This window comes from Photobacterium sp. MCCC 1A19761, assembly GCF_037389125.1.
In the GTDB taxonomy this organism is placed as follows: domain Bacteria; phylum Pseudomonadota; class Gammaproteobacteria; order Enterobacterales; family Vibrionaceae; genus Photobacterium.
Map to the genome: position 1 here is coordinate 48,132 of NZ_JAZGTF010000017.1, position 25,213 is coordinate 73,344.

Below are 25,213 nucleotides of genomic sequence, written 5' to 3' on the forward strand. Positions count from 1 at the left end.
AGAAAAATCAAGCATGTTGCGTTTTGTTCGTCGCCCGGCCGGGTTGGCTGCTCTTTCCATGTTCCCGGTGGCCGGGCAGGCTGCCGAGACAGCCGACCGGGTCGCTCATCCGGTGTTGCTGTCGGTCCTGATCGTGACCGGGGCGGTGGTTGGCTGCGGGTTGCTGGTGATGATGCTGCTGCACCTGGATTCGGCGTCGTTCCGGCGGTTACACCGCATTTTGACCGATTTACCGCTGGCGGTGGCGATTATCCGGCGCAAAGACGGCGTTTTGCTCTATGCCAACAAACGCTGCTGTGAGCTGATTGGGGTTCGTAAACTGGGCAGCCGTTATCTCTATCCGGATGATATCAGCGCCGAGATGCTGTGCGATTTCCTCCGGCCGCTGCCGTACCGTCACGGTTTCCAGAATGCCCCCGAGGCGCTGCAACTCAAACCCGGATTTACCTTATCCCTCGCGGTGACCGGGCAGCCGATCCGCTTTAAATGGCAGGCGGCCTGGCTGCTGTACTTATCACAACCGCCCCAGCAACCGGCATCGTCTGCCTTGCTCGAACAGGAGCAGCGTATTTTCCAGCAGGTGCTGAACTCCTTATCCGAGCTGGTGTATTACCAGGATCGCAGCGGCCAGATCATCGGCACCAACAAAGCCTTCAACCGTTTCTGGCGCGGCCGGTTTTCCGAAGGAGTGATGGACGATGAGAATATGGCGGCATCCCTGCATCCGTTGCATACCTGGACCACGGCGCCGGACGGGGCCAGCCGGTTGCTGGAAACCAATAAAACCCAGCTGATTGATGATCACGGCGAGGTGATTGGCACGCTGTCGATCAGCCACGATGTGACGGACTGGCATGATATGCAAGAGAGTCTGAAGCAGGAGATCGAGAAGCGGGAGATCACCGAGCAAGCCCTGGCCCAGCGCAGCTCGTTGCTCAACACGATTTTTGAAGCCAGCTCGGATCCGATTGGCCTGTACAACGAGCACGGCATTTATGTCGGCTGTAATGAGCCGTTTGCCCGCGCGCTGGGCTTTACCCAGGCGACCTTGCTCGGTAAGTCGGCGGCGGATGTGCTGGAGCCGGACAAATGGGAAGAGTTTCAGGAAAGTGACCGCCAGGTGCTGCGGGAAGGTAAAACGGTCAAAACCGATGACTATGTTATTCTCGAAGACGGCACGCCGATTTGGTACGAGATGGTGAAAACCCCATATCGGGACCCGACGGACGGCGTGCCCGGGGTGCTGGTGATGGCCCGGGATGTGACGGAGCGGCGGATGGCCGAGCAGCAGCTGGCGGATGCGATTATGGAGCTGCAGGAAATGAGTTTTGTCGACAGCCTCACCAAGGTGGCCAACCGGCGCTACTTTGACGAGCAGCTGCGTAAACTCTGGCACGGCCATATCCGGGAGCAAAAGCCGCTGACCCTGATTTTGTGTGATATCGACAGCTTCAAGGCGTTCAACGATAACTATGGTCACCAGCAGGGTGACTACGCGCTGCGGGAGGTCGCCAAGGTGTTCCGTGACGTGATCCGGCGCGAAACCGATGAAGTGGCCCGCTACGGCGGTGAGGAGTTTGCCTTCCTGCTGCCCAATACCAATCCGGAAGGCGGGTTGGTGGTGGCTGAGAAGGTCCATCGGCAACTGGCGGCGCAGGGCATTGTTCATGCCTATTCGGATGTGGACGACAAGCTGACCGTCAGCCTGGGGATTGCCACGGTGACGCCGTTGCCGACCCAGGACTACGGGGATTTGGTCGAAATGGCCGATATCGCGCTTTATAAAGCCAAGGCGGCCGGGCGAAACTGTACCATGGTGATGACCGATAGCGATCGCTGAACCGGGCCAATCCGGAAATGAAACAAGCCTGCTTCGCGCAGGCTTTGTTATATCTGTGGGACATCTCCTTTGGTTCTGGCCCCGGGATGATTATCATAAGCGTAGCCTTTTATGAGCAGGAATAATTCATGAAACAAATCAAGGTGCTGGCTCAGTTCTATGTCGACTTGCTGGTCAAGCTCGGAATCGTGCGCTTCAGCCTGTTGCTGGCTCTGGCGCTGGTCGCCCTGGCGGTGGTGGTGCAGGTCGGGGTGACGCTGGTGCTTCAGGGGGAAGTACTCAACATCGATATTGTCCGCTCGGTGTTTTTCGGGCTGCTGATCACCCCGTGGGCGGTCTATTTTCTGTCGGTGGTGGTGGACCAACTGGAGGACTCGCGTCAGCGGTTGTCGAAGCTGGTCACCAAGCTCGAAGAGATGCGCTCGCGCGACATGCAGCTCAATAAGCAGTTGCAGGAGAATATCACCCAGCTGAACCAGGAAATTGAAGAGCGGAAAAAAGCAGAGGAAGCGCGCGAAGAAGCGATGCTGGATCTCGAAAACGAGGTTTACCAGCGGGAAAATGCGCAGCTGGAGCTGGCGGAGCAGAGTGCGCTGCTCAAATCCTTCCTCGATGCCTCGCCGGATCTGATCTACTACCGTAACGAGAAAGGCCAGTTCTCCGGCTGTAACCGGGCGATGGAAGAGCTGACCAACCGGACCGAGAAACAGCTGGTCGGCCTGACCCCGTGGGATGTCTACAGCGAAGATATTGCCCGCAAAATCGTCGAAACCGATCAGCAGGTCTTTAACCAGAATGTGTCGCTGACCTATGAGCAGTGGCTGGAATATCCCGATGGCCGCAAGGCGGTATTTGAGCTGCGTAAGGTGCCGTTCTATAGCCGCGAGGGGCGGCGACTGGGCCTGATGGGCTTTGGCCGAGATATTACCGAGCGCAAGCAGTATCAGGATGCCCAGGAGAAAGCCAGCCGGGATAAAACCGCCTTTATCTCAACCATCAGCCATGAGCTGCGAACACCGCTGAACGGGATTGTCGGCCTGAGCCGGATGCTGCTCGAGACCCGGCTCAATCAAGAGCAACGCGGCTACATGCGCACTATCTATGTCAGTGCGATCACCCTGGGCAACATTTTCAACGACATTATCGATATGGATAAGTCCGATCGTCGCCGTCTGGAACTGCTGCCCAAACCGCTGGATTTTTCCGAGTTCGTCGAAGAGATGGGCAATATCTCGGGGCTGATGGCCGAGCAGAAAGGCTTGCGCTTCGACCTGGAACAACTGACAGATCTGCCGGCCTGTATCGAGACCGACGGGACCCGGCTGCGCCAGGTGTTGTGGAACCTGATCAGCAATGCCACCAAATTCACCAAAGAAGGCGGGGTGGTGCTGTCGATCAGCAGTGAGGTGATCGACGAGCAGGCCCATATTACCTTCGAGGTCGAAGACAGCGGCATTGGGATCCCATCCGACGAGCTGGATAAGATTTTCGCCATGTATTATCAGGTCAAAGATGACAGTGACAACCTGCATGCGGTCGGGACCGGGATCGGCCTGGCGGTGTCCCGCCAGCTGGTGCAGATGATGGGCGGGGATATCACGGTGTCGTCGGAAGTCGGCGAGGGCAGTACCTTTACCGTGACGATCTGCGCGCCGCTGGTCGAGAAACGCGAGCCGGAAGAGTCGCTGCCGGCACCCTCACCGATGAGTTTGAATATCTTCATGGTGGAAGATATCGAGCTCAATATCACGGTGGCCAAGGCGCTGCTGGAGAGCCTGGGACACGAGGTGACGATCGCCATGCGTGGGGATGAGGCGCTGGAGAAATTTAACCCGGACGATTACGACCTGGTGCTGCTGGATATTCAACTGCCGGATATGTCCGGGTTTGATATCGCCCGCCAGCTGCGTGAGCGCTATGACCATCTGCCGGCGCTGGTGGCGCTGACGGCCAATGTGATCAAAGACAAGGAAGAATACCTGGAGAAAGGGATGGATGATGCCCTGAGCAAGCCGCTGAGTGTGAAGGCGATTACCAGTGTGATTGAGCGTCTGGTGCTGACCTGCCCGCTGGATGAGGACGAAGAGGAAACGGAGGACGAAGTGGCATCGGATAATCCTACTCAGCTGAGTGATGAGAAGATCACTCAGTTACTGGATCTGGAAATGCTGAGTTCGTATGTGGAGATCGTCGGGACGCAGCCGGTGTATGACAGCATCGCGATGTTCGAGCAGAAAATGCTGGAGTACATTGAGATCCTGGACTCGAATATGACCGCCCGGGATCAGGACGGGATCAAGTTCGAAGCCCATAAAATTAAAGGCGCAGCGGGCTCAATTGGCCTCAAGCACATTCAGCAGGTGGCGCAGAAGGCGCAGTCTCCGGAATTGCCGGCGTGGTGGGAAAATATCAGTGACTGGGTCGACGAAATTAAAGATGACTACCAAAATGATCTTAAGGTGCTGAAGGGCTGGTTAGCTCGACAGGAGAAGTAACCCATGAAACGACAGGTGATGCTGGCCCTGGTGATGAGCCTAGGGCTGGCCGCTTGTAGTGAGCCGGAGTCCCCGAGCACTCGGCCCGAATCTGCGCAGGACGGCCAGTCGGTCGTGCCTGGGGAAAAGGGCCCGGATGGTGAGCGTGCGGATGAGGCTGCAACGGCAGCCGGAGAGGGAGCGGCAGCGGATCGCCGCGCCTCCGAACCGCCTTTGCCGGCGGATCTGTGGCGCAGTGCCCCAAGCGAAGCCACCCTCGGGGATACCGTGGTAATGCTCGACAGTCGTTTATGGTTGCGGCGCCTGCCGGTGATCGGTGCCGACGGCACCGCGCCATCGGATATGGTGCATGCCTCCGTGAAGCTGCAAACCAAGGAGATGCATCAGATCCCAAAAGGGCTGGAGATCCAGCGGGTGTTACTGATGCAGGGCGATCAGCAGTGGCTGGCCAAAGAGAATCTGGATATCCGGGCGGAAGGTGAACTGACCCTGGAAGTCAGCCTGTATGAAGGGCCGGAGTGGTTGCCGGGCAGTGCGGTTGATATTGCAGTGCTGCTGACCTACAAGGGCGAGGAAATTCGCCTGATCCAGCATGGGGTGATCATCGGCCCGCTGCGCACCGGCGACTAAGCCGAGCCAGTCCCGTGGATCTGCGAAGAACCCAAATGTGAAGAACCAAAAAATAAGGCTCCGTACGGAGCCTTATTTGATGTTGAATACGACAGCGGTCGCGACGATTATTCTTCGCCCAGATCGCCGCAGAAACGGTAGCCTTCACCGTGAATGGTGGCAATGATCTCCGGGGTATCCGCCACGGATTCAAAGTGTTTCCGGATACGACGGATCGTCACGTCTACCGTCCGGTCATGCGGCTTCAGCTCGCGGCCGGTCATTTTCTTCAGTAGTTCGGCACGGGTCTGGATCTTACCCGGATTTTCGCAGAAGTGCAGCAGGGCACGGAACTCAGAGCGCGGCAGCTTGAACTGATCGCCATTCGGGCTGACCAGTGAGCGGCTGTTGATCTCCAGTGACCAACCGTTGAATTCGTAACGCTCGACCAAGCGTTTGTCTTCGGTCGGCAGACCCTGGTTCATGGCACGAGTCAGCAGGTTACGGGCACGAATGGTCAGTTCACGTGGGTTGAATGGCTTGGTGATGTAATCATCGGCGCCGATTTCCAGTCCCAGGATCTTGTCCACTTCGTTGTCACGGCCGGTCAGGAACATCAGGGCCATGTCGCCTTGCTCACGCAATTCGCGCGCCAGCAGCAGGCCGTTTTTGCCCGGCAGGTTGATATCCATGATCACCAGGTGAACATGGTGCTCAGACAGCATTTGGTGCATTTCATCGCCGTCGTTGGCCTCAAAAACCGTATAACCCTCTGCTTCGAAAATGCTTTTCAGGGTATTACGTGTTACGTGCTCGTCTTCTACAATTAGAATGTGAGGGGTTTGCATTGGCAGTACCTAAATCTCTAAAAACGGAATCTGGTCAAAATCTGAATAGTTAAATTCTATAAAAAAAATTCACAGACAGGCAAAGTATTGGGCAAAACACCGGGTACTTCGCTAATAGAGTTGCCTGTTTGGTACGCCATCCGTAATCCAGCAATATATTCTTTATGGGAATCGCTGAAAAAGCCCTGAAACACAGGGGCATTGGCTACAATTTCCGTGGGATGGCGACGATTGTATGCACTTAACAGCTCGATAACAATATTCTCGTTTTGTTTCGTTGCTGCTTTTCAGTGCTTCCTTGATATATATCAAACAGACTGAATTGTATTACGATTAGTCAGTTTGTTTAACATGTACTACAAAATTATCCGCCGCACTTACTAAGGGGAGCGCCATCATGTGTGAACACATCTCGCTTTGGTGTTGCTACCAGACCATTCAATTTAAAGCTGGGCAACGCCCCGTTTACCCCTGTTTTGCAATTCTAACAGCATTTAACCCCGGAAGCATTGTTCTTCACTCGGCGGAAAACTTAAAACGGAACACATTCCTGAAAAATGAACTCCGCCACGAAGTAAATGGGCTTCAAATGCTCGAATGCAGCGCGCCGGACGGCACCTGGCTGGAGCCGAGCTTTGCCGCGCCGGTATCGCGGGCGCGGGCTGCCCAGTTGGCACGTCGCTGGGGCCAGCATGCTTTTTACTGGGTTGAACACGGGGAATTGTATCTTGAGCCGGTACAGCTCGACGGTGTCACAACAATAAAACTGGGTGATTTTAAAGACTTTTTCTACACTGAGTAAAGGAGAGCGCCGGCAAGAATAATCAAGGAGTCCAAGATGTTAGATTTACTACCCGATTTATGCGATCACTACGAACAGGATGTTCGCTGGTTACCGCTGACACTGCAGGATTACGGCGGGCGCAGCCTGTTTTATGGCGAGGTCGTGACCTTGCGCTGCTTTGAAGACAATAGCTTGGTGCGAGATATCGTCTCGGAGGATGGCCGGGGGAAGGTCTTGTTTATTGACGGCCATGGCTCGTGTCGGTTTGCGTTGCTGGGCGATCAACTGGCGCTGCTGGCTCAGAAACATCATTGGGAAGGGGTGATTGTGAACGGTGCGGTGCGGGATGTCGCCACCCTGGCGACCATTGATATTGGTATCAAGGCGCTGGGTCCCTGTCCGTTTAAAACCGAAAAAAGGCAGACCGGCGATCGGAATGTCACCCTGGCGGTAGCCCATACCCTGGTTTATCCGGGGGATATGCTTTATGCCGATCGTAACGGCATTCTCCTCAGTAAAACCGCGCTGGATTTGTCGCCTTTTGGGGCAGAAACATAAACACAGTTTTTCCAATTCTCGGTGAATATAAACGCGCCCAATAGCCCGTTTTTATTGATTGATGCCTGTTTTTTCCACAGTCGGGGACGGGAACGGGGCTAAAAGCGAAACCCGATCCCGATCTGGTAGATTTGCTCCAGGGATTCATAATCAACCGTGGCATGGAGATTGACCCGGTCAATGACTTCATACTGGCTGGAGACTTCAACCCCCACCACCGTCTCTTCATTGACGGATTCGGAAGTGACGGCACTTTGTAAGCTGAGTCTGGGCGAGAAATTGTATTTGACACCGGAGAGCAGGCCGCGGGTCGCGCCCTGAAATTCGTTGCCGCTTTTGAGGCGGGTGCTGAGGTAGAGTTCGGTCTTTTTTCCCACCGCATACGCATAGCCGCTGTCGATCTGCCACAGATCAAACTGCTCGACGCTTTTGGACTGGGACGAGATGAACCATCCGGATCCCTCATTGGCGGGGATCGGATCCCAGTGATTGTTTTCCGCGGCTGCGGTCGGCAGTGCCACTGCCAGCAAGGCCATTGTGAACCAGAATCGTGTCATGGTTTCACCCTCCTTGTGCCTGCTTCGTTATGATTATTTACTTGCACTTTTTTGCGTACATTCAATCTTAGGCCAGAATGCTTAAATTAGAAACGGCCAATTGACATCAATGTGATATGTCGCAGGGTGCAATGTGCTGGTTGGATCCCCCGAAGATCAATTATTTCCGTAACCTGTGCACTTCGTCGTACGGGAAGACGTCCTCATACTGGCCATTGGCGATATTGCGCTGGAGTTGCTGCCAGTACTCGGCCTCGAACAGATCGCTGTGCAGCTCTTCAAACAGGGCGCGTACGGTGGGGTTGATCAGCAAAAACGTCCGGAACTCTTCCGGAAACACATCGTTGGGGCCGACGCTGTACCAGGGTTCGGCCGCCAGCTCATCCTCCGGATAGCGGGGTGGCGGAATTTTGCGAAAATTCATTTCGCTCATATAGCTGATTTCATCGTAATCGTAGAACACCACGCGCTTGTGGCGGGTGACGCCGAAGTTTTTAAACAGCATGTCGCCGGGAAATATATTGGCGGCTGCCAGTTGCTTGATTGCCTTGCCGTATTCATCTACCGCATGGCGTAAATCCGCGTCATCGGCCTGCTCGATATAGAGATTGAACGGGATCATCCGCCGCTCGGTGTAGAGATGGTCAATCATGACGGTCTCGTCGGTCACCTTGATGATCGACGGGGCGACGGCCAGCAGCTCTTCCAGCAGCTCTTCACTGAATCGGCGTCGATCGAACGAAAAATGGCGGTATTCCTGGGTGTCGGCCATCCGGCCGACCCGGTCATGCTCTTTAACCAGCTTGTATTTCTCGCGCACCACGGCGTGGCTGATGGCTTTCTGCGGGGCAAATTTATCTTTGATAATTTTGAATACAAACCCGTAGGAGGGCAGGGTAAACACCGACATCACCATCCCTTTGATCCCCGGGGCGGGAACGAACTGATCGTCGGAGTGGGCCAGGTGGTGTAAAAATTCGCGGTACAGCTCGGTTTTGCCGTGCTTCTGACAGCCGATCGCCGTATAGAGCTCGGCTTTGGTTTTCTTGGGCATCAACTCGGCCAGAAAACGGACCAGCGCAGCAGGGGCCGGGGCATAGACCATGAAATACGAGCGGGCAAAACCAAAGATAATGCTGACCTGATCGACATGGCACAGACAGGCATCAATGTAGAGCTGGCGGTTGCGGTTAGTCAGCACCGGCAGGACCAGTGGTACCGCGTGCTGTTCGGTGAGGTAGATCCGGCCGATCAGGTAGGCGGCTTTGTTGCGGTAAAATGGCTCGCGGATCATCTCAATGGTCGGATGGCTGCCGAGGGCGCTGCCCAGCTCCTGGTGGAGTTTATCGACAATCAACGCAATATCCCGCTGTTTGTCTTCCCACGGCAAGGTGAACGGGGTGTCGTCGAGCATACGCTCCAGCGCGTGGAAGAGGCCGTTGCCGTTGTGATAGGTCCGGGTCAGGGAAGTAGGGTAGGTGGCAATCCGCCCTTCTTGCGAACTATGCACAAACAGTTTGTCCCGGTTGATATTGCGGTGTTCGAAAATACGGCAGTAGACCGAATTAAAAAAACTTTCGGCAATGTCATAGCGGGGGTAGTCGAGCAACAGATCCTCGTAGGCGGATTTGACCGCCATCAGAAAGGCGCGGTTGGCGTAGCGCTTTCCGAGCATGATCTGGATTTGTTTGGTGACCAGGCCGACATGGTGATCGTAAAAGCTGATCCGTTTTTTCAGCGCCTGGTGTCCGGCCTGCCAACTTTGGCTTTCAAAGCGATCCTGTGCCCCGGCCGTCACATCGAGAAAGCGGCCGTACATGGCATCAAAACCTTGCAAAATTGTGTGGGCGACGAGTTGTTCCATTCCTGTTGCCATTCGGGATCCCTCCGAATAAAGAGTAGACAGTTTCTTCGGACAGATTGTCTCATTCCTGGGCCATCCATGCCCGGGGTGCAGTGTGCCGTTCTGACGGTAAAAGTCGGGGAGCGGCAAGCTGGTCCGATGTTGCGGGTCATCATGCTTACTATGCAACGCAGCGCTTTTAACTTCAATCGATTGGTGGCTTTTTTATGCGCTGGCCGTATGCTGGCGGCCTTGAACGCAGGAAAATTCAGGTCGAATTGGAGGCCGGATAGCCGATTTGAACAAAAAATAGAGTTGACTCGACCGGCCGATTCAGGTAAACGTTAATGAATACAGGCCATTGGCGATTATAGAAGACAGTTATGTTTGTTATGTTCAGCACCACCATCACCACCATTATTACCGGCACCGTGTGTGTTGGGGCGGGCTGACACGCACACGAATTCTACAAAAAGCCCGCACATTCCATGTGCGGGCTTTTTTTTTGACCTTTTTATTTTTGAATAAGTTTGCTTTCTACCGCACTGATTATGCAGTCAGGTCGTCAGTGAATACGGAACGTTGGGAGTAGGGAATGCGAGTACTAAAGTTTGGCGGCTCATCGCTAGCAGATGCGGATCGATTTTTACGGGCGGCAGAAATCATTGCCAATAATGCCCAGCAGGAAGAAGTGGCGGTGGTGCTATCGGCACCGGGCAAGGTGACCAATAAACTGGTGTCGGTGATCGACAATACGGTGAAAACCGGGGAGTCAGAGCTGCAGCTTGCCGACCTGGAAGCCGTGTTTCATGACCTGTTCAGCGGACTGAAAGCCCGGGTTCCCGCTTTTGATAAAGCCCTGGTCGATGCCAAGCTCGCCAGTTCGCTGGGCCAGTTGCGCCAGTATGTCCACGGTATGAAGCTGCTGGGCCTGTGCCCGGACAATGTCTATGCCAAAGTGATCAGCAAAGGCGAGCGCCTGTCGATTGTGGCGATGAAGGCGCTGCTCGAAGCCAAAGGCCAGCCGGCCAGCTTGATTGACCCGGTTGAATACCTGCTGGCGCATGGCGATCATCTGGAAGCGCATGTCGATATTGAAGCCTCAACCCAGAATTTCGTTCAGTCTCCGTTGCCGCAGGGGCATGTCAATATCATGCCGGGCTTTACCGCCGGTAACGATAAAGGGGAACTGGTGACGCTGGGGCGCAACGGCTCGGATTATTCGGCGGCGGTGCTGGCTGCCTGCCTGCGTGCCGAATGCTGTGAGATCTGGACCGATGTCGACGGGGTGTATAACTGCGACCCGCGTCTGGTGCCGGATGCCCGGTTGCTGAAGTCACTCAGCTACCAGGAAGCCATGGAGCTGTCTTACTTCGGCGCCTCGGTGCTGCACCCGAAAACCATCGCTCCGATCGCTCAGTTCCACATTCCGTGTTTAATCAAAAACAGTTTTAACCCGCAAGGGGCCGGTACCCTGATTGGCCAGGACACCGGGGAAGACAAGCTGGCGATCAAAGGGATCACCACGCTGAAAGATCTGACCATGGTCAACGTTTCCGGTCCGGGGATGAAAGGCATGGTCGGGATGGCTGCCCGGGTGTTTGGCGCCATGTCGGCAGCCGGTGTGTCGATTGTCCTGATCACCCAGTCTTCGTCGGAGTACAGCATCAGTTTCTGTATCGAGAGTGAGGACAAAGCGGTGGCCCGTGAGGCGCTGCACAATGTGTTTGAGCTGGAGCTCAAGGAAGGCTTGCTCGAGCCGGTCGAGTTTCTGGACAACTCCGCTATCGTTACCCTGGTCGGTGACGGCATGCGTACCTCCCGCGGCGTCGCATCGCGCTTTTTCACCTCGCTGGCTGAGGTTGATGTCAATGTGATTGCCATTGCCCAGGGCTCGTCCGAGCGGGCGATCTCGGCGGTGATCCCGGTAGAGAAAGTTTCCGAAGCGGTCAAGGCGTGTCACGAAAACCTGTTTAACAGTAAGCACTTCCTCGATGTGTTCGTGATTGGAGTCGGCGGCGTTGGGGGCGAGCTGGTGGAGCAAATCCGCCGCCAGCAAGACAAACTGGCGTCCAGCGGGATTGTGATCCGGGTGTGCGGTCTGGCCAACAGCAAAGGTCTGTTGCTCGACAGCAACGGCCTGCCGCTGGAGAACTGGCGTGATCTGATGGGTCAGGCCCATGAGCCGCTGACGCTGGCGCGAATGATCCAACTGGTGCAGCGCCATCATATTATCAACCCGGTGGTGATCGACTGTACGTCGGATCAAGGCATTGCCGAGCAATATGTGGACTTTTTGGCCGCCGGTTTCCACGTGATCACCCCGAACAAGAAAGCTAATACTGCCAGCATGGCCTACTATCATCAGCTGCGTCAGGCAGCCCGTGGGACTCGCCGAAAATTTATGTACGAGACCACCGTTGGGGCCGGTCTGCCGGTGATTGAGAACCTGCAGAACCTGATGGCGGCCGGTGACGAGCTGGAGCGCTTCTCCGGGATCCTGTCCGGCTCGCTGTCTTATATCTTCGGCAAGCTGGACGAGGGCATGAGCTTTAGCGAAGCGACCACCGTGGCGCGCAATAACGGCTTTACCGAGCCGGATCCGCGTGACGATCTCTCCGGGATGGATGTGGCCCGCAAGCTGTTGATCCTGGCTCGTGAATCGGGACTGGCGTTGGAGCTGGATGATGTTGAGGTGGAGCAGGCGTTGCCGCCGGGCTTCGATGCGTCCGGGAGCGTCGATGACTTTATGGCCCGTCTGCCGCAGGCCGATGCATACTTTAGCCAGCTGTCGGCCGAAGCCGCAGCGGAAGGTAAGGTACTGCGCTATGTCGGAGAGATCGATCACGGTCGTTGCTCGGTGAAGCTTGCTGCGGTGAACCCGGACGATCCGATGTTCAAAATTAAAGACGGTGAGAATGCCCTGGCTTTCTACAGCCGTTACTATCAACCGATCCCTCTGGTCCTGCGTGGTTATGGCGCGGGGACTGAGGTGACAGCCGCCGGTGTGTTTGCCGATCTGATGCGGACCTTGGGCTGGAAGCTAGGAGTTTAAAATGAGTGTTGTTGTTTATGCACCCGCCTCAATTGGCAATGTGAGTGTTGGTTTTGATGTCCTGGGGGCGGCGGTGTCTCCGGTGGACGGCACCCTGCTGGGCGATCGGGTCCAGGTCGCCGCCGGTGAGCAGCCCTTCTCGCTTCGTTGTGTCGGTCATTTTGTCGACAAGCTGCCGCAGGTGACGGAAGAAAACATCGTCTATCGCTGCTGGCAGGTGTTTTGCCGGGAGCTGGAAAAGCGCGCGCTGCCGTGCTTGCCGGTGGCGATGACCCTGGAAAAGAATATGCCGATTGGCTCCGGGCTCGGCTCCAGTGCCTGCTCGATTGTCGCGGCGCTGGATGCGCTGAACCGTTTTCACAATCTGCCGCTTGACGAAACTGAGTTGCTGGCGCTGATGGGCGAGATGGAAGCGGAGATCTCCGGCAGCCTGCACTATGACAATGTGGCACCCTGCTACCTCGGCGGGCTGCAGTTTATGGTCGAGCAGCTCGGGATCATCAGCCAGTCGGTACCGTGCTTCGAACAATGGTACTGGGTGATGGCCTACCCGGGGATCAAGGTCCCGACCGCGGAAGCGCGGGCGATTTTGCCGTCACAGTACCGCCGTCAGGACGTGATTGCCCACGGCCGTTACCTGGGCGGCTTCATTCATGCGTGTCATACCCAACAACCTGAGTTGGCGGCGGCGATGATCAAAGATGTGGTGGCGGAGCCCTATCGTGAACGATTACTGCCGGGGTTTGCCGAAGCCCGGCAATATGCGCTACAAGCTGGGGCGTTGGCCAGCGGGATCTCCGGTTCCGGACCGACCATGTTTAGCATCTGTAACGACATTGGAGTGGCCCAGCGTATTGCACGTTGGCTCGAAGCCCATTATGTTCAGAATGATGAAGGATTTGTCCATGTCTGCCAGCTGGACGGACAGGGATCACAAGTAACTGGAAGTGAGCTATAACCATGAAGTTGTATAACTTAAAAGAGCACCAAGAGCAGGTTTCGTTTGGTCAGGCGGTCCGTCAGGGACTGGGTCGTAACCAAGGTTTATTTTTCCCGAACGAGCTGCCGGAGCTGGGTGATATCGACAGCTTACTCGAGATGGATTTTGTCAGCCGCAGCAGCAAAATTCTGTCGGCTTTTATCGGCGAGGAGCTGGCTGCGGAAACGGTAGCCCAGATGGTCTCGAATGCGTTTCAGTTCCCGGCACCGATCGCCAAAGTCAAAGACGGGGTCTATGCGCTGGAATTGTTCCACGGCCCGACGCTGGCGTTTAAGGATTTCGGTGGCCGGTTCATGGCTCAGTCCCTGGCCGCAGTCACCGACGATGACGGCCACATTACCATTCTGACCGCGACCTCCGGTGATACCGGCGCTGCGGTAGCCCATGCGTTTTACGGCATGGACAAAATCAAGGTGGTGATCCTGTATCCGAAAGGCAAGATCAGCCCGCTGCAGGAAAAACTGTTCTGTACCCTGGGCGGTAACATCACCACGGTGGCTGTCGAAGGCACGTTTGATGACTGTCAGGCGCTGGTGAAGCAGGCGTTTGATGATGAGGCGCTGCGCCAGGATGTGGGCCTGAACTCGGCCAACTCGATCAACATCAGCCGTCTGATGGCGCAGATTTGTTACTACTTTGAAGCGGTTGCCCAACTGCCGAAAGCCGAGCGCGAGAACCTGGTGGTGTCGGTCCCGAGCGGTAACTTCGGCAACCTGACTGCCGGGCTACTGGCCAAAGCACTCGGCTTGCCGGTCAAACGCTTTATTGCCGCCACCAACGTCAATGACACCGTCCCGCGTTACCTGAAAGACGGTGAGTGGGCGCCAAAGCCGACGGTACCGACGCTGTCTAATGCGATGGATGTCAGCCAGCCGAATAACTGGCCGCGAATTGAAGAACTGTGTCAGGTGAAAGGATGGGGCCTGAGTGAGCTGGGTTATGGCGCGGTGACCGATGCCCAGGCGAGTGAGACCCTGCGTCAGATGGATGCCGAAGGCTATTTGTGTGAGCCGCATGGCGCAATTGCTTACCGGGTCCTGACCGAGCAACTGGCCGAAGGCGAAACCGGTCTGTTCCTGTGTACCGCTCACCCGGCGAAGTTCAAAGAAGTCGTTGATGAGATCCTGGGTAAAGACATTGCGCTGCCGGGTCCGCTGGCCAAGCACAATGCCATGGCGCTGTTGTCGCTGGAGCGTGACAATGATTTCGACCAGCTGAAGGCTGTCCTGCGTAGCGTGCAGGACTAACTGGAGCGGTGTTGAATCAGGCTTGAGCTTGGGGGATTCCTTGAGCCGAGCTGAAAAAAACACCAGTCGGTTGGTTCCGGCTGGTGTTTTTGTTTGTGGGCTCGGGAGGCATCGGATCGCAGTGAGAGAGGCTTCGTATGATCCTGAGCGCCAACTGGCTGCCAACCTGCCGCCAACCAACAACGGCGCCCGAGGGCGCCGTTTTAGATCTGTTTTTCTACGATCTGTTTTCTATGATCTGCTTTCGCCGGAAATTACAGGCTGTTGGTGAAGGTGCGGGCGATCACGTCCTGCTGCTGCTCACGAGTCAGTGAGTTAAAGCGAACGGCGTAGCCGGATACGCGGATGGTCAGTTGCGGGTATTTTTCCGGGTGTTTGGCCGCATCTTCCAGAGTTTCGCGTTTGAGCACATTCACATTCAGGTGCTGGCCGCCTTCAATTTTCGCTGGTGCTTCGATAGCCACTTCACGGAACTCATACTCGCCCAGATCAGTTGCTGGGATAACCTGGTCGGCTTCGTAACCAGCTTTCGCTGCAACACAACGCGCTTCATTGTTTTCAGTATCGAGTAGCCAGATCGAGTTGAGTAGATCGTCGTTTGCTGCTTTTGTAATTTGAATACCAGTGATCATGACTTACGCCTCCGCAGGATGTCGTTTAATTATTTCGATTTCGGTGTCGAGCTGGGTAATATATAACCGGTTTGCGATAGGCTGTCGTTGATTTAGATCAATTTACAAAAATAAACCCATATTTAAAAAGTGGTTTTATTTTGAGTTTGGTCAATAAATTGTTAATTTAGATATATTTATTGGGTTTATGTATAAATTCAGCGTTTAATCAAAATCCAATATTTTAGTAATTTTACTACACTTTAGGGTCCTGCGGCTTGAACCGTGGCGGCCTCCGGCAGGGGAACTTGCCGACAAAGGAGCACCATGAAGTTTATTGGAGCACATGTTTCCGCCGCGGGCGGCGTGTTCAATGCGCCGCAGAACGCGGCCCAAATCGGGGCCAACGCCTTTGCCCTGTTTACCAAGAACCAACGCCAGTGGGTTGCCAAGCCGCTGACGGCGGATGTGATTGATGCGTTCAAAGCCCGCTGCCGCCAATATGGTTTTCGGCCGGAGATGATTTTGCCGCATGACTCGTACCTGATTAATCTCGGCGCCCCTGAGGCGGAGAAGCTGGAGAAATCGCGCCAGGCTTTTATTGACGAAATGCAGCGCTGTCAGCAGTTGGGGCTGACCCTGCTGAATTTCCATCCGGGCAGCCATTTGAAGAAGATCTCGGAGCAGGCGTGTCTGGCGCTGATCGCCGAGTCGATCAATGTAGCGCATGCCGCAGTGCCGGATGTGGTCGCCGTGATTGAGAATACGGCCGGGCAGGGCACCAACCTGGGCTGGCGCTTTGAACATCTGGCCGCCATTATTGAGCAGGTCGAGGATCAATCCCGGGTCGGGGTGTGTATCGATACCTGTCATACCTTTGCCGCCGGCTACGATTTACGGACCGCGGCCGCAACAGAAGCCACGTTTGCTGAATTTGATCAGGTGGTCGGGATGCAATACTTGCGGGGCATGCACCTTAATGACTCCAAAGGTGGGCTTGGCAGCCGGATTGACCGCCACCAGTGCCTCGGCGAGGGTGAGATCGGTTGGGAATGTTTCCGCTACCTGATGCAAGACAGCCGATTTGATGACATCCCGCTGGTGCTGGAAACCATTCAGCCCGAACGCTGGGCCGAAGAAATTACGACGTTGCGTCGCTTTGCCTCCGCCTGAATGGCTTGATCCGGCCCGCACGGGTTGGCTCGGGCTTGGTGGGGCGGTATCTTCTTGCTAGAAAGCGCTCTAAAATAGGCGTTTGAGTGAATTTTCAGGAGTCACCACAGCCTTATGATGAGCTGGCAGGACATTCTTACCCGCGAGCAGGCGGAGCCCTATTTTCAGCAACTGACGCAGACGCTGGCAGATGAACGCGCGGCAGGAAAAGCCATTTATCCGCCGGAGTCGGAAGTCTATCGTGCTTTTGACCTGACCCCGTTGTCTCAGGTGAAAGTGGTGATTTTAGGACAAGACCCCTACCACGGACCGGATCAGGCGCACGGGCTGAGCTTCTCGGTCAAGCCCGGGATCAAGCCGCCCCCGTCACTGGCCAATATGTATAAAGAGCTGGCGACCGATATTCCGGGGTTTGAGATCCCGCAGCACGGCTGTCTGACCCACTGGGCAGAGCAGGGGGTGTTGCTGCTCAACACGGTGCTGACGGTAGAGCAGGGCAAGGCGCACTCTCATGCCAAGCTCGGTTGGGAAACCTTCACCGACCGGGTCATCGAAGCGATCGATCAGCAGCTTGATGGCGTGGTATTTCTGCTGTGGGGTAGCCATGCCCAGAAGAAAGGCAAGAAAATTAACCGTGACAAGCACCACGTGCTGACCTCGGCGCACCCGTCCCCGTTGTCGGCTTACCGCGGCTTTTTCGGCTGTCAGCATTTCTCCAAGGCCAATGCGCTGTTACGGCAAATGCACAAACCTGAGATCCACTGGGTGCTGAGCGTTACGGCGTGAGTCGGTTGTACGTCAACTCCGGGTGAGTTGGTTATTAAATAATCAAGATCAAGGCATTATCCGTTTTCAGGGCTTACACTCAAGAGATAACGAGGAGAAGTATCTTGGGAGGGAGCAATAATGATGCTGGAAAGTATTCACACAGAGCATGGCTATATAACCCGGTTGCTGAATATCCTGCAGCAAAAGCTGGTGGCGATTCAGCAAGGCAAGGAAGTGAATTATCAACTGATCAAAGATATTGTGGACTATCTGCAAAAGCATGCAGAGTACTGTCATCATCCGAAGGAAGATGCGCTGTATCACTATTATCAGTCTCATTATGGTGATAGCCGTGAAATGAAAGATTTGGCGTTGGAGCATGCCGAGCTGGCCAAACTGACCCAGGAGTTCTCAGAGACGGTTGATATGATCCTGATGGACGCGGTGATCCCGCTTGATGTGTTCGCTAGTAAGCTCAATACCTTTGTGAAACGGCAAAAAGCCCATCTGGAGTTTGAGGAAAAATACATTTTGCCGTTGATTCGGAAAACTTTTACGGCAGCGGACTGGGTGGCTGTGTCGACGCAATATGAAGAGTATGCCGATCCGTTGTTCGGTGATCAGGTATCGGAGCGCTATCGCTCGCTGGCAGAACGGTTGAATGCCTGAGTCGTTGCTACCGGGCACAACAGGATAGGAAGTAACCGTCACTGGGCGTCAAAGCGTGCCGGCATGGTGCCGGCGCGTGACGTTATCTGGGCATGTATTTGGAAACGAATCGTTAGTTAGAGATCAATCTCGTCGGCATAGTCACGAAACATATCAATTTCTGCCAACTCTTTACGAAGCCGCTGTTTGTCCTTGAGCGCTTCAATCTCACGCCACTTCCGCTTCACCGGTTTGCTGCGGCCCGTACGACGCGGCATGTCTGTTGCAAGAATGTCATCGAATGCATAGCTATCCATAAAGCACCTCTTTCTTACAGGTTGGTCTAAGTTAAATATCATACTGAGGCTAAAAATAAAATCGCGATGTTTCGCAAATGTTACTTATTGATGAAATTTTTATGTGCAGGTGATCGCAATTCGGATCGGATTGATTGAAATGTGTTCAGTTTGCGCGGCGAATTGCCGTCAAAATCGGGAGGACGGACCGGATCGCAGGGCGTTGCGATTGGCTGCTGATAAGGCGATTGGCACATATTCTAAGTGAGCATATTGATTTTTGACGGCGTTCTTTGCATGATCCTGCGCCACCTGCAGTAATCGCCGAGGATGGTTCTCACATCCGGCCGCTGCATTCAGGCCGTGCTGCCGTCTGCGAAAGCACCTGCCTGTCTTAGCACCATACAACAGAATAGCAATGAGAATGGTTGTGCCAAGCAACCCGTTTTAAGGATCCGACCTGTGCACGAACGTGATGACGGGCCGGACTTGTTTTTGATGATTTTCAAGGGGTAGATGTGTCAAGCCAGATTAATTTTATCAACGATCTGTTATGGGGCTCCGTGCTCATTTATCTGCTGATTGGCGTCGGGATTTTCTTCACCTATCGCCTGGGCTTCATTCAGTTTCGCCATTTTGGCCATATGTTCAGTGTGATGAAAAACAGCCGGAAGTCCGATCCGGCCGGGATCTCTTCTTTTCAGGCTCTGTGTACCAGCCTGGCGGCCCGGGTCGGTACCGGGAACATGGCCGGGGTTGCCGTCGCCCTGACGTTCGGCGGACCGGGGGCGATTTTCTGGATGTGGCTGATTGCCATGCTGGGGATGGCGACGGCGTTTGCCGAGAGTGCCCTGGCCCAGCTGTACAAGACCCGCGATGACGATGGCAACTATCGTGGTGGCCCGGCTTATTACATGGAAAAAGGGCTGGGGATGCGTTGGATGGGCGTGGTGTTTTCCGTCTGTCTGATCATTGCTTTCGGCCTGGTGTTTAATTCCGTTCAGGCCAATTCGATCTCCCAAGCGATGAATGTTGCGTTCGGCTGGAACCCGACCTATGTCGGCGTTGGCCTGGTGATAATGGCCGGGGTGATCATCTTTGGCGGCATGCGCACCATTGCCCGTACGGCCGAAGTGCTGGTTCCGGCGATGGCCTTGTGTTACCTGCTGCTGGCTTTGTTCATCATGGCGATGAACCTGGAAAAACTGCCGGAGATCCTGGGGATGATTTTCCGCAGCGCGTTTGGCCTGCAGGAAGCGGCTTCGGGCGCGTTGGGCTATTCGATCGCCCAGGGGATGATCAACGGTTTGCAGCGTGGTCTGTTCTCCAATGAGGCCGGGATGGGCTCGGCTCCGAATGCCGCGGCTTCTGCCACGCCTTATCCGCCGCATCCGGCGTCTCAGGGCTATGTACAGATGCTGGGGGTGTTTATGGACACGCTGGTGATCTGTTCGGCGACGGTGGCGATTATTCTGATGTCGGGCGAGTATGTGCCGCACGGCGAGGTGACCGGGATCGAATTGACCCAGCGCGCACTGAGCGCCCAGGTCGGCGACTGGGGGGCGGTGTTTATCGCGGTAGCGATTTTCTTCTTTGCCTTTACTTCACTGGTGGCCAATTACTCTTATGCGGAAACCAACCTGATCTTCCTCGAGCATAACCATAAGGCCGGGCTGACGGTATTCCGGCTGGTGGTGCTGGGCATGGTGATGTTTGGCGCGATGGCTGATCTGCCGACGGTCTGGAAAATGGCGGACATCTCGATGGGGATGATGGCGATCATCAACCTGCTGGCGATTGTGCTGCTCTCGGGCACGGTGGCGAAGCTGGCCCGTGATTACAACAAGCAACTGAGCCAGGGCAAGGTGCCGACCTTCGACAGCAATGATTACCCGGAGCTGCATGCTCAATTGGAAGAAGGGATCTGGGATCAGTCAGACAAGCGTTAATCGCTGTTGCCTATCAGAGAAATCCATGAAGCCACGCGACAATCGCGTGGTTTTTTTTGTTAGCAATGTTACCCTTCTGGGGAATGAACCTTACGGGAAGAACAGCTTATGTTGATTGTGGTGTCACCCGCCAAAACGCTAGATTATGAATCGCCGCTGGCGACACAAACCTACACCCAGCCGATGCTGACCGACCATGCCGCCGAACTGATCGCCGCCTGCCGCGAGCTAACGCCGATGGACATTGCGAGCCTGATGAAGGTCAGCGATAAGATTGCCGGTCTGAATGCAGCCCGGTTTGCGGACTGGCAGCCGGATTTTACCCCGGACAATGCCCGTCAGGCGATCCTGGCCTTTAAAGGGGATGTCTACACCGGGTTAGATGCCGAGACCATGAGCGAAGCCGATTTTGCCTATGCCCAGCAACACCTGCGGATGCTGTCCGGTTTGTATGGCCTGCTGCGTCCGCTCGATCTGATGCAGCCGTACCGTTTGGAAATGGGGACCAAGCTGGCGAACCCGCGCGGCGCGAACTTGTATCAGTTCTGGGGCGGGATCATCACGGACATGCTCAACGAGGCGCTGGCGGCACAAGGGGATAATATCCTGGTGAACCTGGCATCGAACGAGTATTTCAAGGCGGTGAAGCCCAAGCAACTCAAGGGTGAGGTGATCACCCCGGTGTTTAAAGACTGCAAGAACGGCCAGTACAAGGTGATCAGCTTTTATGCCAAGAAAGCCCGCGGCCTGATGGCACGCTACATCATCGACAAGCAGGTTGATTCGGTCGACCAACTCAAGCAGTTCGATGTGGCCGGGTACTATTTTGCTGCGGATGAATCTACCGCCAAAGAGCTGGTGTTCAAACGCGAAGCGCTGTAGCAGACCGAGAGTCTTGATGAAAAAAAACGGGCCGGTGTATACCGGCCCGTTTGTATGTCACGGATGCCCGCTGTAAAACAGCAAAGCGATTCAAGTCATCGACTTACTTCTTGGTTTTTTTCTTTTTCACCGCCGTGGTTTTCTTGGCGACTTTTTTCTGGGTCTTCTTTTTCACCGTCGATGGCTTCTTATGCTGCGGGCGCATGCCTTCGATGAAGCGCTCCGGCACTTCCTCTTTCATGTAACGGCTGACGCGCTCAATCATCGCCTGATCGTGGGCTTCAATCAGGGAAATTGCGGTGCCTTTTTTACCGGCACGGGCAGTCCGACCGATCCGGTGCAGGTAGATGTCCGCCGTGCGCGGCATATCGAAGTTGATCACGTGGCTGACGTCTGGCAGATCAATCCCGCGGGCGGCGACATCGGTGGCAATCAGCACGTTGACCGTCCCTTCACGGAAGCGGCTGATGGCGCTGTTGCGCGATGCCTGGGCCATTTCACCCTGGATCCAGCAGCATGGGATCTTCATCGCTGTCATTTGGTCGCGCAGGGTTGCCAGACGCTCACGGGTTTTGACAAAGATGATCGTGCGCTCAGCCTGGTGCTTGAGGATGTGCTCCAGCAGGGCCAGCTTGTGTTCCATCTGATCGCAGCGGTGGTAGATTTGGTGGATCTTTTTGCGCTCGCGACGCGGCGGCTCGGCGTTGACTTCGACCGGCTCATTCAAAATGGTGCGGGAGAAATCGCGTACGCCTTTGCCTTCTAAAGTCGCGGAGAACAGCAGGCTCTGGCGGCGCCAGCGGCATTCGTTGTGCAGTCGCTCGACGGTTTTACCAAAGCCCATATCCAGCATCCGGTCGGCTTCATCGAGGATCAGACATTCAATTGCCCGGCAGTCAAAACGCTCGGCCTCGATGTACTCCATCAGGCGGCCCGGGGTTGCGACCACGATATCCTGGGTTTTGCCTAGCAGCTCGGCGTGCTCATCGTACGAGATCCCGCCGGTGATGGTGAAAATCTTCAAATCGGTAAACTGGGCCAGGGCGCGGGCTTGATCGGCAACCTGAATCGCCAGCTCACGGGTGGGTGTCAGTACGAGAACTCGGGCCGGTCCCGGCTTTTTGCGCGGGAAATCCTGCAGGTGCTGGATCATCGGTAATAGAAAAGCGGCCGTCTTTCCGGTGCCGGTCGGAGCGGAAGCCAGTACATCTCGACCGTCCATGGCATGAGGGATAGCCTGGGCTTGAATCGCGGTTGGACGATCGTAGCCGATTTTTTCAATCGCGCGTAATAGCTCGCTATCTAGCTCTAATTCGGAAAAGTCTCTCACCAGTCGTTTCTCCTCGGGTATAAGACGAACGCCGGTCATGCGGGGTGGCTCTGTCGGCACATGACCAAAATGCAGGAACATAAGGGGCGGCATTATAGAGACTATTGCCGCTCCGATCACCGGTTTCCCGGTAAAAACTTTCGCCGGGCCGATTTGCCCCGGTGGCGCTGCCTGTTACAGCTTGAGGTAAAAATCCCGGGTCAGCGCGCAGAAAGCTTCCGAATACTCCCCCTGATGGTGAATGGACAGGTGCTCGATCGTGGGCGGGCTTAGGGGCGGCACCGGGGAAAGCGCGATCAGCAGGCGGCTGATGGGTTTGCGTTCGGTGCTGCGGATTTCGCAGATCCGGTGGCAGAACAGCTGGTGGCTTTCGGCCTCGTGCAGCAATTGGCGGCCTTCATAGTCAGGCAAAATCAGGCTGGCCAGACCGGTCTCGTCCAGCAGGTGGCGGATTGCGGCCAGCAGGCGGTCATGGCTTAAGGTATCGGTATGGCGGGCGGTTGCGCGGGACGGGCAACTGGCTTGCTGGCCATGGTTAAAATAGGGCGGATTGCACACGATGGCGGCGAAGCTGCCGGCCGGTTGCTGTACGCCCCAGGACGTCACATCCTGCGCCGTGCAGTGTAGTCGCTCGGCCCAGGGAGAGCGGGCAAAGTTATGGTCGGCTGCCTGGGCTGCCTGCGGGTCGATGTCGATGGCCGTGATCCGAGCTTGGCCGTGTGCCGTTCGCTGGGCGGCCATCAGGGCCAGCAATCCACTGCCGGTGCCGATATCGAGGATCGAACCGTGGAGCGGCAGTGCTGCCCAAGCGCCGAGCAGGACACCGTCGGTGCTGACCGGCATGCCGCAGCCGAAATCATCGATGTGAAATTGTTTGAATGTAAAGCCTTTGGCCATGGTGTTTACCGTAGAACGCTGTGTTGCCGTTGGGGTCAGGGCACAGGGGAGCCCACTGTGCATGGCGGCCATTATAGCGGGGATTGGTGAGCGGAGCAGCCCCGGTGGCAGCGTTGTGCTTCCGCCCCGCGGCGAATGCGCATGGGGGATGTTTGGTGTGATTGATGCGTTGTTGTATTGTGTTTTTTGTCAATCATAGCGATTGATGCTATTTGATATCTTTTTGATAACATAAATTTATTAGCTGTATACTCTGATACCAAATTTCAATTCGGTTGAATATGTTGGTTTTTGTATATCTACGCCAAAGATTGTGGTGTTTTTGACTGGATGGTTGCTTATTGTTCTCTTTTTCTTCATTATGCTGAGAGGCATATCACATTTAGCAATAAGTAATGAATGCCATATAACTCTAATATCGCAGACACATCATACAGATAACAAACGAGTGGGAAGGTGCAGTTTGAATAAAACACTCAAGATGACAGACATAATAGCGCTGGGTTTCATGACCTTTGCGTTTTTCCTCGGTGCCGGCAACATCATCTTTCCGCCTCAGGCGGGCTTGGCTGCTGGTGACAACCTGCTGCCGGCGATGTTCGGTTTCCTGGTTACTGCGGTTGGCTTGCCGCTGATCGGGATTATTGCGGTCGCGGTTGCCGGCGGTGGCTGGAAAGGTTTGACCCGTGACTTGCCACCGGCGGTGGCGACCCTGATGGCAGTGCTGATCTTCATTATTATTGGTCCCGCTTTTGCAGCACCGCGTACAGGTCTTGTGGCATATGAAATGGCGGTGAAGCCGTTTATCGCCGATGCCGGGCAAACCAGCCTGACGCTTTTCTCTGTAATCTTCTTTGCAGTCGCCCTGTTTTTTGCCTGGTCACGCGGCAAGCTGATCGACATGATCGGGAAGTTCCTGACCCCGGCACTGTTTGCAGTACTGGCGGTGCTGGCTGTGGCTGTGTTCATTAACCCGCAAGGCGAGATTCTGGCGGCGCAGGGTGATTACGCCAATATGGCATTCACCAAAGGCTTCCTGGAAGGTTACAACACCATGGATACCTTCGCGGCCCTGATGTTCGGGATGCTGATTGTTGATGTGATCCGCAAGAAAGGGGTGACGGACGAGAAAGCGACCTGCACCTACCTGATCTATGCCGGGATCATTGCGGCAGCAGGTTTGGCCTTCGTGTACATTTCCCTGTTCTACCTGGGTGCAACCAGCTCGGCAGTTTCTGCCGGTGCCGATAACGGCGGTGCGATCCTGGCTGCCTATGTACAGGCCCTGTTCGGCCCGGTTGGCCAGCTCATCCTGTCGATGATTGTGTTGCTGGCCTGTCTGACCACGGCAATCGGCCTGATCAGTGCGTGTGCGGACTACTTCAGCTCGCTGACGAAGCTGAGCTATGAAAAGTGGGCCGTGATCCTGGCTGTGGTGTGTGCTGTGGTTGCCAATGTCGGCCTGAACCAGCTGATTACGCTGTCGATTCCGGTGCTGTTTGCCCTGTATCCGGTGGCTGTTGCCCTGGTTGCCCTGACCTTTGTCCGTCGCAAGATGGCCAATCCGCGCATGGGCTACCGCATGGTGCTACTGGTATCGCTGGTATTCAGCCTGATTGATGCAGCGAAGTTTGTCGGGATTGACGTTTCCGCGCTGCACGTGCTGCCGCTGTTCGACTACGGCATGGCGTGGGTGCTGCCGACGCTGGCGGCGCTGGTGGTGTCTTTCTTCATTGGCGGCACTGAGCAGGCAGAGGCCCGCACGGCATAAGTTACCCAGTGACTGGATACGAAAACGGGATGCCTTGGCATCCCGTTTTGTT

The 25,213-nt window shown here is 55.4% G+C and carries 21 protein-coding genes and 1 other annotated feature; of the genes, 14 read left to right on the forward strand and 7 right to left on the reverse strand.

Annotated features, from left to right (window positions below):
- Positions 1-13 precede the first annotated feature (13 nt).
- The 3 genes from VV869_RS15880 to VV869_RS15890 all read left to right on the forward strand — a co-directional run bounded on the left by VV869_RS15880 (position 14) and on the right by VV869_RS15890 (position 4,965).
- Positions 14-1,840, forward strand: coding sequence for a GGDEF domain-containing protein (locus VV869_RS15880; protein ID WP_337735898.1), 1,827 nt, complete (start codon positions 14-16; stop codon positions 1,838-1,840).
- A gap of 128 nt (positions 1,841-1,968) precedes the next feature.
- Positions 1,969-4,335 carry an aerobic respiration two-component sensor histidine kinase ArcB gene (gene arcB / locus VV869_RS15885; protein ID WP_337735899.1) on the forward strand — a complete coding sequence of 789 codons (2,367 nt, stop codon included), beginning with the start codon at positions 1,969-1,971 and terminating at the stop codon, positions 4,333-4,335.
- Between the two features lie 3 nt (positions 4,336-4,338).
- Positions 4,339-4,965: a hypothetical protein gene (locus VV869_RS15890; RefSeq protein WP_337735900.1), complete on the forward strand. Its 627-nt coding sequence runs from the start codon at positions 4,339-4,341 to the stop codon at positions 4,963-4,965.
- A gap of 107 nt (positions 4,966-5,072) precedes the next feature.
- On the opposite strand, the gene arcA is transcribed toward VV869_RS15890, so the two are convergent.
- The gene (gene arcA, locus VV869_RS15895) at positions 5,073-5,792 is read right to left on the reverse strand and encodes a two-component system response regulator ArcA (protein WP_337735901.1); all 720 of its coding nucleotides are present in this window, start codon (positions 5,790-5,792) and stop codon (positions 5,073-5,075) included.
- A 397-nt stretch (positions 5,793-6,189) separates the two neighbouring features.
- On the opposite strand from arcA, the gene VV869_RS15900 reads away from it, so the two are divergent.
- Positions 6,190-6,594 carry a DUF3293 domain-containing protein gene (locus VV869_RS15900; RefSeq protein WP_337735902.1) on the forward strand — a complete coding sequence of 135 codons (405 nt, stop codon included), beginning with the start codon at positions 6,190-6,192 and terminating at the stop codon, positions 6,592-6,594.
- 36 nt (positions 6,595-6,630) lie between these two features.
- Positions 6,631-7,134: a putative 4-hydroxy-4-methyl-2-oxoglutarate aldolase gene (locus VV869_RS15905; protein WP_337735903.1), complete on the forward strand. Its 504-nt coding sequence runs from the start codon at positions 6,631-6,633 to the stop codon at positions 7,132-7,134.
- A 98-nt stretch (positions 7,135-7,232) separates the two neighbouring features.
- Here the strand turns inward: VV869_RS15905 and VV869_RS15910 are convergent, their stop codons facing one another.
- Both VV869_RS15910 and aceK read right to left on the reverse strand, forming a co-directional pair.
- Positions 7,233-7,691 (reverse strand): hypothetical protein, encoded by a 459-nt coding sequence (locus VV869_RS15910; RefSeq protein ID WP_337735904.1) that lies wholly within the window; start codon positions 7,689-7,691, stop codon positions 7,233-7,235.
- Between the two features lie 160 nt (positions 7,692-7,851).
- Complete coding sequence (gene aceK, locus VV869_RS15915; protein WP_337735905.1) at positions 7,852-9,567, reverse strand: bifunctional isocitrate dehydrogenase kinase/phosphatase; 1,716 nt, start codon at positions 9,565-9,567, stop codon at positions 7,852-7,854.
- Positions 9,568-9,922: 355 nt separating this feature from the next.
- Positions 9,923-10,041: a sequence feature (Thr leader region), on the forward strand.
- An 88-nt stretch (positions 10,042-10,129) separates the two neighbouring features.
- Here aceK and thrA point away from each other — a divergent pair.
- Genes thrA through thrC form a run of 3 tightly spaced genes read left to right on the forward strand, consistent with a single transcriptional unit; the run spans position 10,130 to position 14,836 of the window.
- The gene (gene thrA / locus VV869_RS15920) at positions 10,130-12,589 is read left to right on the forward strand and encodes a bifunctional aspartate kinase/homoserine dehydrogenase I (RefSeq protein WP_337735906.1); all 2,460 of its coding nucleotides are present in this window, start codon (positions 10,130-10,132) and stop codon (positions 12,587-12,589) included.
- 1 nt (position 12,590) lies between these two features.
- Complete coding sequence (gene thrB, locus VV869_RS15925; RefSeq protein ID WP_337735907.1) at positions 12,591-13,547, forward strand: homoserine kinase; 957 nt, start codon at positions 12,591-12,593, stop codon at positions 13,545-13,547.
- 2 nt (positions 13,548-13,549) lie between these two features.
- Positions 13,550-14,836, forward strand: coding sequence for a threonine synthase (gene thrC, locus VV869_RS15930; protein WP_337735908.1), 1,287 nt, complete (start codon positions 13,550-13,552; stop codon positions 14,834-14,836).
- Between the two features lie 254 nt (positions 14,837-15,090).
- On the opposite strand, the gene grcA is transcribed toward thrC, so the two are convergent.
- Complete coding sequence (grcA, locus tag VV869_RS15935; RefSeq protein WP_337735909.1) at positions 15,091-15,468, reverse strand: autonomous glycyl radical cofactor GrcA; 378 nt, start codon at positions 15,466-15,468, stop codon at positions 15,091-15,093.
- 306 nt (positions 15,469-15,774) lie between these two features.
- Between grcA and nfo the strand changes: the two genes are divergently transcribed.
- From nfo to VV869_RS15950, 3 genes are all read left to right on the forward strand, one after another.
- Positions 15,775-16,620, forward strand: coding sequence for a deoxyribonuclease IV (gene nfo, locus VV869_RS15940; RefSeq protein WP_337735910.1), 846 nt, complete (start codon positions 15,775-15,777; stop codon positions 16,618-16,620).
- 114 nt (positions 16,621-16,734) lie between these two features.
- A complete protein-coding gene (gene ung, locus VV869_RS15945; RefSeq protein ID WP_337735911.1) occupies positions 16,735-17,406 on the forward strand; it encodes a uracil-DNA glycosylase in 672 nt (223 codons plus the stop codon).
- 120 nt (positions 17,407-17,526) lie between these two features.
- Complete coding sequence (locus tag VV869_RS15950; protein ID WP_337735912.1) at positions 17,527-18,057, forward strand: hemerythrin domain-containing protein; 531 nt, start codon at positions 17,527-17,529, stop codon at positions 18,055-18,057.
- A 116-nt stretch (positions 18,058-18,173) separates the two neighbouring features.
- Here the strand turns inward: VV869_RS15950 and VV869_RS15955 are convergent, their stop codons facing one another.
- Positions 18,174-18,353, reverse strand: a complete 180-nt coding sequence (locus tag VV869_RS15955; RefSeq protein ID WP_337735913.1) for a DUF3545 family protein — start codon at positions 18,351-18,353, stop codon at positions 18,174-18,176.
- Between the two features lie 497 nt (positions 18,354-18,850).
- Here VV869_RS15955 and VV869_RS15960 point away from each other — a divergent pair, with 497 nt between their 5' ends.
- Positions 18,851-20,281: an alanine/glycine:cation symporter family protein gene (locus VV869_RS15960; protein WP_337735914.1), complete on the forward strand. Its 1,431-nt coding sequence runs from the start codon at positions 18,851-18,853 to the stop codon at positions 20,279-20,281.
- Positions 20,282-20,389: 108 nt separating this feature from the next.
- Complete coding sequence (gene yaaA / locus VV869_RS15965; protein WP_337735915.1) at positions 20,390-21,163, forward strand: peroxide stress protein YaaA; 774 nt, start codon at positions 20,390-20,392, stop codon at positions 21,161-21,163.
- A gap of 103 nt (positions 21,164-21,266) precedes the next feature.
- Here yaaA and srmB read toward each other — a convergent pair whose 3' ends face one another.
- Entirely contained in the window at positions 21,267-22,493 is a 1,227-nt protein-coding gene (gene srmB, locus VV869_RS15970; protein WP_337735916.1) for an ATP-dependent RNA helicase SrmB, read from the reverse strand.
- Between the two features lie 174 nt (positions 22,494-22,667).
- On the reverse strand, positions 22,668-23,390 hold the full coding sequence (locus VV869_RS15975; protein WP_337735917.1) for a tRNA1(Val) (adenine(37)-N6)-methyltransferase: 723 nt from the start codon (positions 23,388-23,390) through the stop codon (positions 22,668-22,670).
- A gap of 481 nt (positions 23,391-23,871) precedes the next feature.
- Here VV869_RS15975 and brnQ point away from each other — a divergent pair, with 481 nt between their 5' ends.
- Positions 23,872-25,161 carry a branched-chain amino acid transport system II carrier protein gene (brnQ, locus tag VV869_RS15980; RefSeq protein WP_443147330.1) on the forward strand — a complete coding sequence of 430 codons (1,290 nt, stop codon included), beginning with the start codon at positions 23,872-23,874 and terminating at the stop codon, positions 25,159-25,161.
- The last annotated feature ends 52 nt before the right edge of the window (positions 25,162-25,213 follow it).